Raw genomic sequence first — 16,062 nt, 5'->3', positions numbered from 1 at the left:
GGAACGGCGAGTCAGGAAGCGGGGGTGCGGGGCCCGTAGGCCTCGACCTCCGAGAGGGTCATCCACGTGCCGGACGACTTGTTGCCGACGATCACGCGCAGGCCGGTGGCGAGCACGGGGGTGGAGGTGACCTCGAGGGAGAGGTTGGCGGTCGCGTTGGTGACGGGCCAGCCCGACGCGGTCGGCAGGTTCTTCCACCCGCCGAGCAGGGTGCGGTACTGGACGGTCACGGTGCCGATGTTCTGCTTCCCGCCGATGTCGTAGACGTTCACCCCGGTGATCTGGCGAGGCTGATCGAACGAGAACGACACCCGGTTGGGGTTGACCCGGTTGGCGGCTCCACCGCTGCGCCAGTCGGCGAAACCGACGGCGTTGCGGTTGCCATCGGTGAGGGCGAACGTCGTGCCGTCCTTGAACGTCCAGTCCGGACGCACGCCGTTCTGCCGCAGCAGGTTCACGCGCTCGGGTGCGACGAGCGTGATGATCAGTCGCGCGCTGAAGCCCGATCCGGCGACCGCCTCGACCGTGACGGTTCCGGGCTGCGCGAGCGCGGCATCCGTGAGAGCCGACCAGTCCCACGACACCGGGGAGGTCACGGTCGCCGCCGTTCCACTGACCTTGCGCACGACCGTGCGCGGGGCGAGCATCCGCAGTTCCTTCACGCTCACACCCGCGTAGGACTTCAGCGCCGAATCGTCCGCCTGACCGGGCGAACCGACGGAGAAGTGCGCCGTGACCGCGACCGCCTCACCGAAGAAACCGGATGCCGTTCCGGTCACGTCGACCTCGCCGCTGCTGTTCCAGACCGATCGATCGGGCATGCGCCAGGCGATCGACGTCAGGGGAACCGATCCTCCCCAGCCGTATCGGGCAGCAAGGCTCGTCGGCATCGACGGCGCCGACCCCGCGGGGACCACCGCGCTGGGGACCGCCACGGTGGCCTGCAGCGTGTGCATCCGCCACTTCTGCACGGCGGCACCCGTGTTGAGCGTGTACGTCTGCACCTCCGAGCCGTCGGTGGTCTTCCAGTTGTACAGATCGAGCGCGGCGGATTGCGACGACGGATCCGGCTGCACGTTCACGAGGTTGACGGTGCCGTCGCCGGCGTCGCGCGCCTCCCACTGGGCGTAGGGATCTGACGCGGAGTCCGCGACATCGGCAAGCTGGAGGTAGCGGAAGGCCGTGTCGTTGTTGCGGGAACGAACGAGGACCCGGTCCTGCTGATCGGCGATCAGGTAGGTGTTGGCCGATCCCGTGACGGGATAGAAGCGCAACGCCTGCGCCTTCAGCGACGCTGCGTTGCCGGTCCTCATGGTCTCGATCGCGGCGGCGGCGCGGTCCGTCGCGCCGGGCGCCGATGACACCTGCGCGTTCGTGTCGCCGATCTGCAGGACCTTTCCTGCCGCGTTCACGCTCTCCAGCAGCAGGAGCGTGGGAGCCCCGACCCCCGAGGGGAGGGCGGAGGTGGATGCCTGGACGCGGTCGATCGGCGCGGCTGAAGCCGGTGCGGCGACCATCAGCCCGACGAGTGAGACGGCGACGGCGGCGAGAAGTCGCAGGGACCGTCTCGGAGACGTGGGGGGCATGGGAAACGGGGTCCTCTCGCGGATGGGGCGCCCTTTCCGGGCGTCGGCCCTCGGGCGGGCCGGACAGAAGCTATCCACGCGATCTGCCCGGCAACTCTCACGGGCGGTATCTAGAGATGAACGGCGGGTTCTCGCCGCGTGGACGGGCCCGGCCGGTCGCCGCACACGAATGTTCCCCACAGCAACATCGCCGACACATCCCGCCACAGCCCCGTAACGCGGCGCGCCTAGCCTGACCGGCATGCACTTGCACCACTTCAACGCGGCCTCGACGGCGGATGCCACGGCCGTCGTCCGCGTCTGGGCCGACATCCCGGGCTGGGTCGATGCCGTCGTCGCGGGTCGCCCCTACGCCGACGTCGACGCCCTCGCCGCGTACGCCGGAGACCTCGCCGCCGTCTGGTCGCCGGACGACCTCGAGGCGGCGCTGCACGCGCACCCCCGCATCGGCGCGAAGGTCGCGGGCGACGGCGCCGAGGCCGCGGCATCCCGTCGCGAACAGGGCTCCATGGCCTCCGCCGCCGACGACGACGTCGCCGCGATCGCCGCCGGGAACGCGGCATACGAGGAGCGGTTCGGCCGCGTCTTCCTCATCCGCGCGGCCGGACGCACGCCGAGCGAGATGCGCGCCGAGCTCGAACGTCGCCTCGGCAACGACCCCGATACCGAGACGGTGGAAGCCACCCGCCAGCTCGCCGAGATCGCCCTGCTGCGCCTGCGGACGACGTTCGCCGACGAGGCGCCGGCCGACCCCGAGGACGCCGAATGACCCACCTCACCACCCACATCCTGGATGCCACGGCGGGCACGCCCGCGACCGGCGTCGCCGTCGCGCTGGCCCGACTCGACGGCACCCCCGTCGCCGAGGGCATGACCGACGCCGACGGGCGCCTCGCCCTCGGCCCCGAACGACTCGACGACGGTGACTACGCGCTGACCTTCGCCACCGGTGCGTATTTCCGCGCGCGCGGGGTCGCGTCGTTCCACCCGATCGCGACGGTCGCGTTCACCGTGAGCGGCGAGGCGCATCTGCACGTGCCGCTGCTGCTGAGCCCGTTCGCCTACTCGACCTACCGCGGCAGCTGAGGAGAGGCATGAGAGTCATCGTGATCGGTGCGGGAGTCGGCGGAACCTCCGCCGCCCTCGCCCTGCAGAAGCTCGGCCACGAGGTCGTCGTGTACGACCGCATGCGCGAGAACCGTCCGGTGGGCGCCGCCCTGTCGCTGTGGTCGAACGGCGTGAAGGTGCTCAACTGGCTCGGCCTCGGCCCCGAGGTCGCCGCCCTCGGCGGGCGCATGGACGACATGGCCTACTACGACGGCCACACCGGCGACGAGCTCTGCCGCTTCAGCCTCGCCCCGGTGACCGAACAGACCGGTCAACGCCCGTATCCGGTCGCCCGGGCAGACCTTCAGCAGCTGATGATGGATGCCGTCGGCTCCGCGCATATCCACCTCGGCAAGCAGCTGACCGGTGTCTCCGAGGCCGACGGCGTCGTCACCGCCACCTTCGCCGACGGTTCGACCGACACCGCCGACCTGCTGATCGGCGCCGACGGGGCGCGCTCGCTCGTGCGCGACTACGTCACCGAGCCCGCCGGCATCCGTCCCGAGAGGTCGTACTCGGGCTACGTGAACTACAACGGTCTCGTACGCGCCGACGAGCGGATCGGACCGCTCGATCAGTGGACGACCTACGTCGGCGACGGCAAGCGCTGCGCGGTCATGCCTGTCGCGGGCGACCGGTTCTACTTCTTCGTCGACGTCCCCGGGCCGTCGGGAGTGGTCGAGGATCGCATGGCCGCCCTCGAGCAGGCCTTCGGCGAGTGGGGCGCGCCCGGGGTGCGGGCGCTGCTGGACGGGATCGACCCCGACGAGTCGCTCAACCGCGTCGAGATCTGGGACATCGACCCCTTCGACACGTGGGTGCGCGGGCGCGTCGCGATCCTCGGCGACGCCGCCCACAACACCGCGCCGGACATCGGCCAGGGCGCGTGCTCGGCCCTCGAGGACAGTTTCGCACTCGGCATCGTGTTCGCCACGACGACGCTCGGCGTCGAGGACTCGCTGAAGCGCTACGAGCGCATCCGCACGGAGCGGGCCGGCGACCTCGTGCTGCGTGCCCGCAAGCGCGCGCACGAGACGCACGCCTTCGACATCGCCGCGACGCAGGCTTGGTACGACGGCCTGCGCCGCGAGGACGGGACGGGGGTCATCCGCGGGATCGTGGGCAACATCGAGGGCAGCCCCGTGGAGCTGGGCGCGAGCGTGATGCGCTGAGCCGTCGGGCGCGGCCGGCGCGCGCGCGAAACTCCTGAGAAACGGATGCCGAGCACCCAGAGGGCGCGGGAAAGCACGGCATCCCACCCCGAAAGGTCCGAAAACTCAGGAGTTCGGCGCACCGTCGCCGCGGGACGGACGCGTCACCCCCGCGCGGTCACCGCCGTCCGGTCGACCTCCACGTCACCGCCGACGACCGTCAACAGCACGTCGGCCGTCGCGAAGGCGTCGGGATCCGCGGTCAGCGGGTTGGCGGAGAACGCCGTGAGGTAGGCCGGCATCCCCTCCTCGATGGTCCCGCCGGCCTCGCCGACCGAACGCCACCATCCGCGCGTGTGCGCGTCGAGGGCGACCGGGGCGTCGAGGGCCTGATCGGGCAGGACGGGCGTGACATCCACGCGACCTGCCGGGCGGCGGAGCATCGCCGCGGCGAGGGTGGCCCGTGCGTCGTACGGCGCCACCGGCCAGTCCGACCCGAGAGCCACGACCACGCCCATGTCGTGCAGGTCGCGCGTGCGCCACGCGCGGTCGGCGCGCTCGTCGCCGAGGCGGCGCGACCAGTTGTCGGTGTGGTCCGCGCGCGTGAAGTGCGTGCAGTGCGTGGGCTGCATGCTGACCGAGACTCCGGCTTCGACGATGAGATCCAGCACGTCGTCGGGCAGCGTCTCGATGTGCTCCATGCGGTGCGGGACACCGGTGCGCTCGAGGCCGTTCAACGTCGCGGCCACGAACTCGATGCCGCGATCGCCGATCGCGTGGGTCGTCGTCGGGATGCCGCGGGCGTGGAAGTACTCGACGGCGGCGGCGTATTCCGGCGGGCTGAGCCAGAGCGACTCGGTCGACTCGCCCAGAGTGTCGGGCTCTCGCAACCACGCGGTGCCGTTGTCGATGGTGCCGTCGATCATGAGCTTGATGCCGCGCACTTCCCACCGGCGGCCGTGCCGGCCCTGCAGGTCGGCGAGCTGCGCCCAGTCCGCTTCGGTGGAACCGGGAACGGCCATCGGCGAGACGCGAAGACGGATCGGCAGCTCGCCCTCCGCCTCGATCGCATCGAAGAGGTCGAAGGCGTCGGGGTCCGACGAGTCGAGCATCTGCCCGATCGTCACGCCCGTCTCGGCCATGCCACGCAGGATGGCCACGAGGGCATCACGCCGCTCCTCGAAAGTCAGGGCGGGGACGATGCGTGTGACGCGCCCCATGGCGCGGTGCTCGAGGAGATAGCCCGTCGGCGTGCCCTCGGCGTCGACGGCGATCGACGAGGCGTCGTCGAAGGTCTCGGCACCCGTGACACCCGCGCGAGCCAGCGCCGCCCCGGACGCGACGGCCGAGTGCGCATCGAACAGCTGCACGAACGCGAGGCGGTCCTGCGGCAGCCGGTCGAAGAGTCGCATCGACGGTGCCGCCACACCGAAGACGATGGGATTGAGGCCCCACCCGAACACCCATTCGCCCGCGTCGGCGGACTCCGCGGCCAGCGCCTGCTGGGCGTCCTCGAGGGTCTCCGCCTCGCTCAGATCGACGCCTCTCGTCATCCCGATCCCGGCGACGGGATGGATGTGCGCATCGACGACACCGGCGGTGAGCGTCGCATCACCCAGGTCGACGACGCGCTGAGCGCGCGGTATCCACGAGTCAGCGGCATCCGGAGTCCCCACCCCCACGATCACGCCGTCGCGGATCGCCACGAACCCGGCCTCCGCGGGCGCTCCGGCGAGGGCCGTCGGCGTCAGGATCGCTCCCGCGAGGACCAGCAGGTCGGTGTTCTCGGGCATGGCTGCCTCCCTTCTCAGTGAGCGACGGGTGTCGCTTCGATCGGATGCCGTCACTTCTGCCCCAGGAACGACTCGCGCGGCAGCTGGTCGATCGCCTCGGTGGTGGGTTCGACCTCCGAGAAGTCGAGCTTCGGAACCGGGCGCCGGAACATCCCCGTCTTGATCGCGAGGATCACCACGCCCAGCAGTGCCCAGATGCCGCCGATGACCCACGTCCCGCCCTCGAGCGAGCTCAACAGCCAGAGCGTGAGCGCGAAGCCGATCGCGGGGACGATCCCGTACCGCATGAGGCGTCCCGCGGTGAGCGCGCGACGCTCCGCGCGCGGCGGGAAGAGATAGGTGCGGATGACCGAGAGATTCACCATCGCGAAGGCGACGAGCGCGCCGAAGCTGATCATGAACGCGGCCTGGGCGAGCGTCACGAACAGCCCCGCGAGGGCCACGACCGACACGAGGGCCGTCGCGACCACCGGGGTGCCGTACTTCTTCGACAGGCCGCCGAGCGGACGCGGAAGGATGCCGTCTCGACCCATCGAGAACAGGATGCGAGACACCGCCGCCTGTCCCGCGAGCCCGGCGCCGAGGGTGCCGATGACGGTGATGAAGACGAAGGTGCCGGCGAGGATCGGTCCCCCGACGTGGTCGAAGAGCACCGCACCCGCGGCATCCAGGAGCGCCTGCGGCGCGGTGCTCCAGTCGGACAGGTGGTAGGCGAGAGCGCCCACCCAGGCGACCGCGATGAAGAGGAGTCCGCCGACGATCGTGGTGACCATGATCGCGATCGGGATGTCGCGCCGGGGGCGCTTCGCCTCCTCGGAGAGGGTCGACACGGCGTCGAAGCCCAGGAACGACAGCGAGAGCACCGCGGCACCCGTCAGAACCGGGCTGAACTGTGCGCTGCCCGGCAGGAACGGCTCGAAGACGCCGGGGGCGTCGGGGTCTCCGATCGCGGTCTTGATGGCGAAGAAGGCGAAGACCACGACCGCGGCGAACGAGATCAGGACGACCGCGGTGTTGACCTTGCTCACCAGCGAGATGCCGAGGACGTTCAGGATGAGCGCGACGATGATCGCGCCGAGGGTGAACACCCAGACGGGCACGTCGGGGAACTGGGTGTTGGCGTACAGCCCGAGGATGAGGAAGTTGATCATCGGGATGAACAGGTAGTCCAGCAGCAGGATCCACCCGGTGAGGAAGCCGACGCCCCCGCCGAACGACTGCTGTGCGTAGGTGTACGCCGAACCGGCGACCGGGTAGCGGCGGACCATCGCGGCGTAGCTCGAGGCGGTGAACAGCATGACGATCAGGGCGACGGCGTAGGACGCCACGAGGTGCCCCTCGGTCAGCTGGTTCACGATGCCGTACGTGGTGAAGACCGTGCCGATCGCCATGTACGAGATGCCGAAGAGGGTGAGGCCGACGACGCCCATCGAGCGGGGAAGGGAGGTGCGGGAACGCTGAGACATGAGCGAACTCCTTGGATGAGGTGCGATCACCTGCGATCGCGTAAAACGAACATAGTTCGATTTACGCGCACGTACAATGTTTCTCCGACTCGGATTTCTCCGGCTCGACGGCGAGGAAACAGCGTGAGTGCAGTAGCGAAGACAGCGTCCGAGGCCGCCGGACGACCCCGCCCGGTGGGGCGTCCGCGGGTCGGAGTGCTCTCTCGCCGCCTCATCGGCGAGACCGCCCTACGCCTGCTCGACGACGATCGCGACACCGGGTTCCGCATGAGCGATCTGGCGCGAGCGCTCGGCGTGCGCGTGTCGTCGCTGTACAACCACGTCGAGAACAAGACGGCGGTGTTCGCGGAGATCCGAGAGATCCTCGCCGAACGCATCGACGCCGACGCAGCTCCCGATCCCCGATGGGACCACGCTCTCCGCAACTGGGCGCACGCCTATCGCGCGGCCTTCGCCGCCCACCCCTCGACGGTCGCGTACCTGTCGGCGCTCCCCCTGGACGCGACCTCGACCGTCGGCAGATCGTACGACCACCTGGCATCCCAGCTTCAGGATGCGGGCTGGTCAGCCGCAGAATCGATGAGCGTCATCGTGGCCGTGGAGTCCTTCGTGCTGGGTTCGGCGCTCGACGCCTCCGCCCCGCAGGACATGCTCGATCCGGGGGATCGGGCCGACGTCCCCACGTTCGCCGCGGCCTACCACGCGCGCCGGGAACTCGCCGAGGTTCAGGGCGCCACCCCCGCCGACCTCGCGTTCACCCTCGGCCTCGACGCCCTGCTCGAGGGCCTCCGGCTGCGCCTGGGTCGCGGGTAGCGGGGCGCGCCCGGCGTCGGGCGCGGCGCACCCCTCTCACGTTGAGTGTCCAAGACACGCCGTAATGGGCGACCCCGTTACGGCGTGTCTTGGACACTCAACGCGGGGGCTTGGACGGCGCGGGACGCGGCGGCGCCGCAGGGAGGCGGGAGCCGCGTCAGACGTGGAAGATCGCGTGCACGTCGCCGCCGAGAGCCTCGCGGCCGCCGAGGCCGTCGATCTCGAGCAGCGTCGCGATGCCGATGACCTCGCTGCCCACCGCCTCGAGCAGCTCACGACCGGCGGCGAGCGTGCCGCCCGTCGCCAGCACGTCGTCGAGCAGCAGGACGCGCGCACCGGCGGCGTTGTCGTCGTGCATCTCGATCGTGGCCGAGCCGTACTCGAGGTCGTACTCGACCGCGGCGGCGGGTCGGGGCAGCTTCCCGGCCTTGCGGATCGGCATCAGCCCCACGTTCGCGGCGATGGCCGCGGCTCCCGCGAGGAGGAAGCCGCGCGCTTCGACTCCCGCAACGGCATCGAACCGGCCCGCGAAGGGCTCGACGAGCGCCTCGACGACGGTGCGCAGGGCCGTGGCATCCGTCAGCAGGGGCGTGATGTCGCGGAACATGATCCCGGGCTTGGGGTAGTCGGGGATGCTCGTGATGAGCGATTCGGCACGGGCGAGGGCGGAGGCGTCGGGCACCGCCCCAGCCTAATCGCGCCCTCGCGCCCGCGTCCCCGGCGCCTCGACTCTCACGCCTTTCCCCGTTGAGTGTCCAGAACACCCGGGCGAATCTCGGAACCGTCCGGGTGTTCTGGACACTCAGGTGCGGGAGCCGGGTGCAGGGACGCGCTTGACGCCGATGTAAGCGCTTGCACTAACGTAGCCGCATGACTTTCACGCAGCAGGACTCGCGACCCGAACTCGCGTCCGCACCCGGCTCGGAGTGGTGGCGCACCGCCGTCATCTACCAGATCTACCCGCGCTCCTTCGCCGACGCCTCGGGCGACGGCCTGGGCGACCTGCCCGGCGTCACCGCTCACCTCGACGACCTGAAGCAGCTGGGGGTGGATGCCATCTGGCTCAGCCCCTTCCAGCGGTCGCCGCAGAAGGACGCGGGCTACGACGTCGCCGACTACCGCGACGTCGACCCGATCTTCGGCACCCTGGCCGACTTCGACGCGATGCTCGCGGGCGCGCACGAGCGCGGCATCCGGGTCATCGTCGACCTCGTGCCGAACCACTCGAGCGATCAGCACGTGTGGTTCCAGGAGGCTCTGAAGGCCGCGCCCGGCAGCCCGGAGCGGGCGCGGTACATCTTCCGCGACGGCAAGGGCGAGAACGGCGAGCTGCCCCCGAACAACTGGGAGAGCGTGTTCGGCGGCGGCATGTGGAAGCGCGTGACCGAGGCCGACGGTACGCCCGGCCAGTGGTACCTGCACATCTTCGACGAGAGCCAGCCCGACTTCGACTGGACCAACCCCGAGGTGCGCGCGGAGTTCCGCGACATCCTGCGCTTCTGGCTCGATCGCGGGGTCGACGGCTTCCGCGTCGACGTCGCGCACGGCCTCATCAAGGCCGAGGGCCTGCCCGACTTCACGCCCGACCCGGACGGCGGCTCCATGGGCGGCGACGCCGAAGAGGTGCCGTACTGGGGTCAGCCCGGCGTCCACGAGGTGTGGCGCGAGTGGCACGAGGTGCTCGCGGAGTACGACGGCGACCGGGCTCTGTGCGCCGAGGCGTGGCTCCCCACCGTCGCGCAGACCGCGCTGTGGGTGCGGCCCGACGAGATGCACCAGGCGTTCAACTTCCACTACCTCGAGACGAAGTGGGATGCCGAGGCTCTCCGCGACGTGATCTCGGAGTCGCTCGAGGAGTACGCCGCCGTCGGTGCGCCCAGCACCTGGGTGCTGTCGAACCACGACGTCGTGCGCCACGCCTCGCGCCTCGCGCTGACGGCGGAGAACCCGCAGGGCGCGGGCATCGGCCCGAAGTCGCCCGGCCAGCCCGACCCCGTGAAGGGCCTGCAGCGCGCCCGCGCCGCGACCTCGCTCATGCTCGCGCTCCCCGGTTCGTCGTACCTCTACCAGGGCGAAGAGCTCGGCCTCCCCGAGGTCATCGACCTGCCCGATGACGCCCGCCAGGACCCGACGTGGTTCCGCACGAACGGCGAGCGCTACGGCCGCGACGGCTGCCGCGTCCCGATCCCGTGGACCGCCGACGGCCCCGCCTACGGCTTCAACACCACGGGTGAGTCGTGGCTCCCCCAGCCCGCGGAGTGGGCCGCGCTCGCGCGGGACGTGCAGGTCGACGACCCCGCCTCGACCCTGTCGCTGTACCGCTCGCTGCTCGGCGAGCGTCGCGCGCGCAACCTCGGCGCCGGGGCGCTCGACTGGCTCGACGGGTACGGTGACGACGTCGTGGCCTTCCGCAACGGATCGCTCACCGTCATCGCCAACCTCGGCGACGAGTCGGTCGAGCTCCCCGCGGGTGAGGTCCTCGTGGCGAGCGGCCCCCTCGACGGCGACGCCCTGCCGACCGACACCACCGTCTGGATCGCGGCGGCGTAAGCCGCGGCATCCGGAATCGCGAGACCGTGGCCGGTATCGACGACGTCGCCCGCCGGGCGGGAGTGTCGACGGCCACGGTCTCGCGCGCCTTGAGCGGACGCGGTCCGGTGTCGACCGCGACGCGCGATCGCGTGCTCGCTGCCGCCGAGGAACTCGGGTACGTCGTCTCGGCGGCAGCGTCGAGCCTCGCGACCGGGCGGGCCCGGGCGGTCGGCGTCGTCGTGCCGTTCCTCGACCGGTGGTTCTTCAGCACCGTTCTCGCGGGGATCTCCGACGCACTCGTCCGCGAGGGCTACGACATCACGCTCTACAGCGTGAGCGCCGACCCGGCCGAGCGCCGCCGCGTCTTCGAGGACCACCTGCGCCGGCGTCGCATCGACGCCGTCGTCACGATCGCGATCGAGATGGATGCCGCCGAGTCGGCGCTGCTCCGCAGCCTCGGCGTGCCGGTGGTCTCGATCGGCGGCCCGAACCCGCTGCTGACGACGCTCACGGTCGACGACCGGGCAGTCGGACGCCTCGCGACCGAGCACCTCATCGCGCTCGGGCACCGCCGCGTCACCCACATCGGCGCCGACACGACGACCAACGCGGCATCGTCGGTTCCCGCACTCCGCCGGCTCGGTTTCACCGAGACGATGGATGCCATCGGCGCCGACGCCGTGTTCGAGCCGGCCGACTTCACCATCGAGGGCGGTTCCGCAGCCGCGACCCGCACGCTGAGCGGCGACGTCCCGCCCACCGCGATCTTCGCGGCATCCGACGAGATGGCCATCGGCGCGATCCTCGCCGCGCGCGAGCTCGGCCTGCGGGTTCCCGCCGACGTGTCGATCATCGGCGTCGACGGGCACGAGCTCGGCCGCTGGTTCGGCCTCACGACCGTCGACCAGTTCGCGCGCGGCCAGGGAGAGCGCGCGGCGGAAGCGGCACTCGCCGAGCTCGACGGCGCCGACCCGGCGCCGGGGCTCGGCACCCTCCCCTTCGAGCTGGTCGACCGCGGCTCGACCGGGCCGGTCGACGTCTCGCGACGCTGACGGGCGCGGCTATGGCGCCGGGGCTCGGCATCCCTCCGCTCCTACCAAGCGAGCGACCGGGAGTCCGCGGCCGTGGTTCACATCAGTCTTCGACCGTGACATGTAAGGCGACCCCCGCGCCGGCGAGGAGGACCTCCGCGGGCTGCCAGATCGGCGAGCGATAGACGATCCGCCAGGGATGTTCCGATCCGCCGGCCTCGCTGGTCACACTGTGCCGCGGTGCCATGCCGTCGAGCCCGCGAAGAGTGACGCCCGTCATCATGGCCTCTGCCCCCGTCAGGGGGAATGTCATGCCGAAGTGTTCCCCGCGCTCCGCTGACAGCAGATAGTCGTCGAGGTCAGCGCGGAAGACACGGTCGTAGTCCCGCGTCAGCTCGCTCGGCTCGGCCCAGAGAACCACCCGGATGCCGGAGCCCTCGCGCCTCGCGACCGCCTGCACCTCGAGTCCGTTGACGAGCGTTCCCCGTTCGGTCACGCGCCTCCCCTGATCTACTTCGGGATCCTGCCGTTATGCATGAAGGACCAACGTCCTCCACGTCGTCGCCGAGCCCGCCAGCACCGACGTCAGCGCGCAGCCCCCTGCAGCGTTCCCGTGGTCTCGCCGGAGGGGTCGGTCACCAGGCACGAGATCTCGCGGTCGCCCTGCGCCCACGTGTCGCTCGTCGGGCTGACGTAGCTGTAGTCGAGGGTCGAGTCGTTGTACGAGACGCCGATGTACGCCTCGAAGGCGGCGTTGCACTGCTCCTGCGCGGAGGCCGTGATCGCGTCGTCGCCGGGGAAGGTGCCGTCGGGCACGGTGAAGTCGCCGAAGACCTCGTAGGTGTGCGGCAGGTCGCAGTCGACCAGGTTGTCGGTCGTGAGGACACCCGAAGCGACATCGTCGAGGCACTCCCCGACCGTCAGCGTCATCAGCTGGCTCGAGTCGCCGCCCTGACCCGGGTCGGAGTAGCCACCGTCTCCCGACGACTGAGCCTCCGACGCGGCGGCGCCGATGGTGAGGAACACGAAGAAGAGGACGACGCCGATGATGCCCAGGAGGGTCATCACCGAACCGACGATGATGCCGGCGATCGCGAGACCGCGGCCCTTCTCGCCGGTGCGCTTGACCTGCGAGAGGCCGATCGCTCCGGCGATGATGCCGCCGATCGGCACGACGAAGCCGAGCACGAGCGCGAAGATCGACACGACGTTGGTGCGGTTCGCGTAGTCCACGGGCGGGGGGATGGATGCCGAGCCGGCGTACGCCGGAACCCCGCCCGGCTGCGCCCCGGCGTACGGCGGGGCGGCCGGAGCCGCGCCCTCGGGAGCCGGAGCACCCGCGGAGGCCGGAGCGCCCTCGGGCGCGGGAGCACCCGCCGCCGCGTCGGGGGCCGGAGGGACGGGAACCGCGCCCTGGACGAGTCCCTGCTCGGCGAGCCGGACGCCGGTCCGGTGCGCCGCTTCACGAACGACGTCACCCGCTTTGACCGCGCCGACCGCACCGCCCTTGAAGAAGCCACCGGCCGCGGAGTGGACGAACTCGACCACGGATCCGTCCGGCTCGTCACGCACGTGCACGTCGAATCGCACGTGCATGTCCTGCCCGGCGAAGGCCCCGGCGACGAGCGTCGTGCCGAGGCTCCCGCGCGAGACGTCGAGCGATCCCGTGGCGGTGGGCTGCACCGTGAACCCCTGCTCGGCCAGAGAAGCCCCGACCGCGTCGCGCGCCGGGCCCGCCGGAAGCGTCAGGTGCATCAGAATGGGCTCAGGCATAGGAACTCCCCAGGATTCTCCGCGGCGGCGTCGAGCAACGCACGAGAATCATAGCGACGGCCTCCGCACCCCGCTGTGACGGGCGAGGGCGTGACAAGAGCCGCTCGAGGCGCTAGCGGATAGGACCGGGGAGGTCGTCGCGCGACAGCCGATCGGCCTCGGCCAGCACCTTCCGCGCCGCGTCCCGCGCGTCTTCGACGTTCCACAGCAGCACACCGACGACACGGTCGTCGTCGAGGTAGTAGACGACACCGCGCTCGGGATCGATCCAGTCCTCGACGGTGTCGAGAGCGGCATCCAGGGTCCCGACCGCCTCGTACCGGATGCCGAATACCGCCGAGTAGTAGTACGGCGTGTGCGTGTACGGCTCGGCGGCACCCGCGAGATTGCGGCCCGCGGCCCGACCCTGCTCGTTCGCGTTGTCGACGTGCTCGACACGGCGGCGACCGAGGATCCGGTCGGGGTAGCTCGCGACGTCTCCCGCCGCCCAGACCCCGTCGGTCGAGGTGCGCAGCTGCGCGTCGACGACGATGCCGTCATCGACGGTGAGTCCGGCCCCCTCGGCCAGGTCGGTCGCGACCTCGATCCCGAGACCGCTGACCACCGCATCCGCCCGGACCACGTCGCCGTTCTCGAGCTCGAGGCGCGCGCCCGTGGCATCCGCGTCTCCCCCGGCGACCTTCGACCCGGCGACGATCTCGACACCGGCATCACGGAAGAGCTTCTCGAACCTCTCCGCGAGCGCGGCGGGGAACACGGCGTCGCCGAGGACGGCCCCGGTGTGGATGAGCACGGTGTCGACGCCGTTCTGCACGAGAGCCGCGGCGAGTTCCGAGCCGATGTAGCCGCCCCCGACGACCGCGATCCGGTCGACCTCGTCCGCGAGCGACCGCAGACGGCGGTAGTCCTCAGCGGTACGGAAGGTCAGCGCCCGCTCACCGTTCGACCGATCCTCGATCGGCAGGGCGACGGGCTTCCCACCCGTGGCGAGCAGGAGGGTTCCGTACGAGAACGTCTGGCCGTCGGCATCCACCTCCCGCTCCTCGGGGCGGATCGCCGTGACCCGCGTGCGCAGGCGGATGTCGGCGCCGGTGTCGTCCGCGGTGCCGAGCGGCACCTTGTCCCACGTGAACTCGTCGTCGGTCCACAGCTTCTTGCTGAGCGCGGGGCGCGTGTAGGGCGCGTCGACGTCATCGCTCAGGATGCCGATCGAGCCGTTGGCATCGATCTCACGGATGCCGCGCGCCGCCGTGTCCGCGACCATGCCGCCGCCGACGATGAGGTGATCGAAGTGAGTCGTGGTCATGCGGCCAGCCTCGCCGTCGCGCCGGGGTGCCCGGGACGGGTTGCGGGGCGAGGCGGCATCCGGTAGCGGACGTGGATGACCCCCGCGCGGGGCCGGCCGGCCAGGTTGAGTGTCCAAAACACCCGGACGATTTTTTGAGGGTTCCGGGTGTCTTGGACACTCAATGCCCAGGCCGCGCGGCGGCGGGGAGGGTCGCGGCGCGGCACGGCGAACTAGGCTCGGGGCATGAGCGTCGACCTCGAGAACCTGTACATCGACCTGCACGCCCACCCCGAGCTGTCGTTCCAGGAGACGCGCACGGCGGGCGTGATCGCACGGCACCTGACCGACCTCGGTCTCGAGTTCGAAGAGGGGGTCGGCCGCACGGGCATCGTCACGCGGATCGACAACGGCGACGGTCCGGTCGTGTGGCTGCGCGCCGACACCGACGGACTCCCCGTCGAGGAGCAGACGGGCCTCGCGTACGCCAGCACCGCCCGCGGCACCGACCCGGCGGGCAACGCCGTTCCCGTCATGCACGCGTGCGGGCACGACATGCACATCACCGCCATGATCGGCGCGCTCGAGCGGCTCGTGGCGACGACCGACGAGTGGTCGGGCACCGTCATCGCGGTGTTCCAGCCCGCCGAGGAGTACGGCGCCGGGGCTCGCGCGATGCTCGACGACGGCATCCTGGACCGCTATCCGAAGCCCGACATCGTGCTCGGTCAGCACGTGACGCCTCTCCCCGCGGGCACGATCGGCGTGCGCCCAGGCACCCAGATGGCGGCATCCGACGGACTCACCGTGGTGCTGCACGGTCGCGGCGGACACGGCTCGCGCCCGCACTCCACGATCGACCCGGTCGTCATGGCCGCGGCGACGGTCATGCGGCTGCAGACGATCGTGTCGCGCGAGGTCGACCCGCGCGACGTCGCCGTCGTGACCGTCGGCTCGATCCACGCGGGCCTGAAGAACAACATCATCCCCGCCGAGGCGAAGCTCGAGCTGAGCCTGCGCTACCCCGACGACGCCGCGCGCGACCGCGTGCTCGAGAAGGTCGAACGTATCGTCCGCGCCGAGGCGCAGGCCTCCGGAGCCGAGCAGACCCCGACCATCACGACCGACCACACGCTGCCGCCGACGATCAACGATCCGGATGCCACGGCCCGCCTGACCGCGGCCTTCCGTCGGGCGTTCGGCGAGACGAGCGTCGTCGACCCGGGCATGTTCACCGGCAGCGAAGACGTGTCGTGGTTCGCACGCGACGCGGGCGTGCCGCTCGTCTACTGGTTCTGGGGCGGAGTGGACCCGCAGAAGTTCTCGGATGCCTTGGCCGGCGGCACGATCGAGCGTGACATCCCGACGAACCACTCGCCGTTCTTCGCCCCGGTGATGCAGCCGACGATCGACCGAGGCGTCGAAAACCTCGTGGTGGCGGCGCGGGAGTTCTTGGACTGACATCCGGATCGCACGTGAGAGGTGCCCGCGTCCGTGAGGACGTGGGCACCTCTCGTGTGCGCGA

At 70.8% G+C, this 16,062-nt stretch carries 14 protein-coding genes; 7 read left to right on the top strand and 7 right to left on the bottom strand.

The features are described 5' to 3' along the window. Positions 1-11 precede the first annotated feature (11 nt). Entirely contained in the window at positions 12-1,586 is a 1,575-nt protein-coding gene (locus tag NS283_RS08735; protein ID WP_058596476.1) for an RICIN domain-containing protein, read from the bottom strand. A 241-nt stretch (positions 1,587-1,827) separates the two neighbouring features. Between NS283_RS08735 and uraD the strand changes: the two genes are divergently transcribed. The 3 genes from uraD to hpxO are packed head-to-tail and all read left to right on the top strand — an operon-like array spanning position 1,828 to position 3,865. Next, positions 1,828-2,355 (top strand): 2-oxo-4-hydroxy-4-carboxy-5-ureidoimidazoline decarboxylase, encoded by a 528-nt coding sequence (gene uraD / locus NS283_RS08730; RefSeq protein ID WP_058596475.1) that lies wholly within the window; start codon positions 1,828-1,830, stop codon positions 2,353-2,355. Then, positions 2,352-2,672, top strand: coding sequence for a hydroxyisourate hydrolase (gene uraH / locus NS283_RS08725; RefSeq protein WP_058596474.1), 321 nt, complete (start codon positions 2,352-2,354; stop codon positions 2,670-2,672). The genes uraD and uraH overlap by 4 nt, the downstream gene beginning before the upstream one ends. A gap of 8 nt (positions 2,673-2,680) precedes the next feature. Beyond that, positions 2,681-3,865: an FAD-dependent urate hydroxylase HpxO gene (gene hpxO, locus NS283_RS08720; RefSeq protein WP_058596473.1), complete on the top strand. Its 1,185-nt coding sequence runs from the start codon at positions 2,681-2,683 to the stop codon at positions 3,863-3,865. A 143-nt stretch (positions 3,866-4,008) separates the two neighbouring features. Here hpxO and NS283_RS08715 read toward each other — a convergent pair whose 3' ends face one another. Together NS283_RS08715 and NS283_RS08710 are read right to left on the bottom strand one after the other, a co-directional pair. After that, entirely contained in the window at positions 4,009-5,637 is a 1,629-nt protein-coding gene (locus NS283_RS08715) for an amidohydrolase (RefSeq protein ID WP_058596472.1), read from the bottom strand. 50 nt (positions 5,638-5,687) lie between these two features. After that, positions 5,688-7,103 (bottom strand): APC family permease, encoded by a 1,416-nt coding sequence (locus tag NS283_RS08710; RefSeq protein ID WP_058596471.1) that lies wholly within the window; start codon positions 7,101-7,103, stop codon positions 5,688-5,690. Between the two features lie 123 nt (positions 7,104-7,226). Between NS283_RS08710 and NS283_RS08705 the strand changes: the two genes are divergently transcribed. Continuing rightward, positions 7,227-7,916, top strand: a complete 690-nt coding sequence (locus NS283_RS08705) for a TetR/AcrR family transcriptional regulator C-terminal domain-containing protein (protein ID WP_241492217.1) — start codon at positions 7,227-7,229, stop codon at positions 7,914-7,916. Positions 7,917-8,073: 157 nt separating this feature from the next. Here the strand turns inward: NS283_RS08705 and NS283_RS08700 are convergent, their stop codons facing one another. After that, positions 8,074-8,598 (bottom strand): adenine phosphoribosyltransferase, encoded by a 525-nt coding sequence (locus NS283_RS08700; protein ID WP_058596469.1) that lies wholly within the window; start codon positions 8,596-8,598, stop codon positions 8,074-8,076. 188 nt (positions 8,599-8,786) lie between these two features. Between NS283_RS08700 and NS283_RS08695 the strand changes: the two genes are divergently transcribed. Then, positions 8,787-10,466 carry a glycoside hydrolase family 13 protein gene (locus NS283_RS08695; RefSeq protein ID WP_058596468.1) on the top strand — a complete coding sequence of 560 codons (1,680 nt, stop codon included), beginning with the start codon at positions 8,787-8,789 and terminating at the stop codon, positions 10,464-10,466. A gap of 26 nt (positions 10,467-10,492) precedes the next feature. Then, entirely contained in the window at positions 10,493-11,500 is a 1,008-nt protein-coding gene (locus NS283_RS08690; RefSeq protein WP_058596467.1) for a LacI family DNA-binding transcriptional regulator, read from the top strand. An 82-nt stretch (positions 11,501-11,582) separates the two neighbouring features. Here NS283_RS08690 and NS283_RS08685 read toward each other — a convergent pair whose 3' ends face one another. The 3 genes from NS283_RS08685 to NS283_RS08675 form a co-directional block, all read right to left on the bottom strand. Further along, a complete protein-coding gene (locus tag NS283_RS08685; protein WP_058596466.1) occupies positions 11,583-11,975 on the bottom strand; it encodes a hypothetical protein in 393 nt (130 codons plus the stop codon). A gap of 89 nt (positions 11,976-12,064) precedes the next feature. After that, positions 12,065-13,252: a DUF4190 domain-containing protein gene (locus NS283_RS08680; RefSeq protein WP_153003316.1), complete on the bottom strand. Its 1,188-nt coding sequence runs from the start codon at positions 13,250-13,252 to the stop codon at positions 12,065-12,067. Between the two features lie 112 nt (positions 13,253-13,364). Next, a complete protein-coding gene (locus tag NS283_RS08675) occupies positions 13,365-14,558 on the bottom strand; it encodes an NAD(P)/FAD-dependent oxidoreductase (protein WP_058596464.1) in 1,194 nt (397 codons plus the stop codon). Between the two features lie 225 nt (positions 14,559-14,783). Here NS283_RS08675 and NS283_RS08670 point away from each other — a divergent pair, with 225 nt between their 5' ends. Then, entirely contained in the window at positions 14,784-15,998 is a 1,215-nt protein-coding gene (locus NS283_RS08670; RefSeq protein WP_058596463.1) for an amidohydrolase, read from the top strand. Positions 15,999-16,062: the final 64 nt, after the last annotated feature.

The organism is Microbacterium testaceum (assembly GCF_001476285.1).
Lineage (GTDB): Bacteria > Actinomycetota > Actinomycetes > Actinomycetales > Microbacteriaceae > Microbacterium > Microbacterium testaceum_B.
The sequence above is the reverse complement of the archived record's forward strand: the minus strand, read 5'-3'. Positions and strand labels throughout refer to the sequence as shown.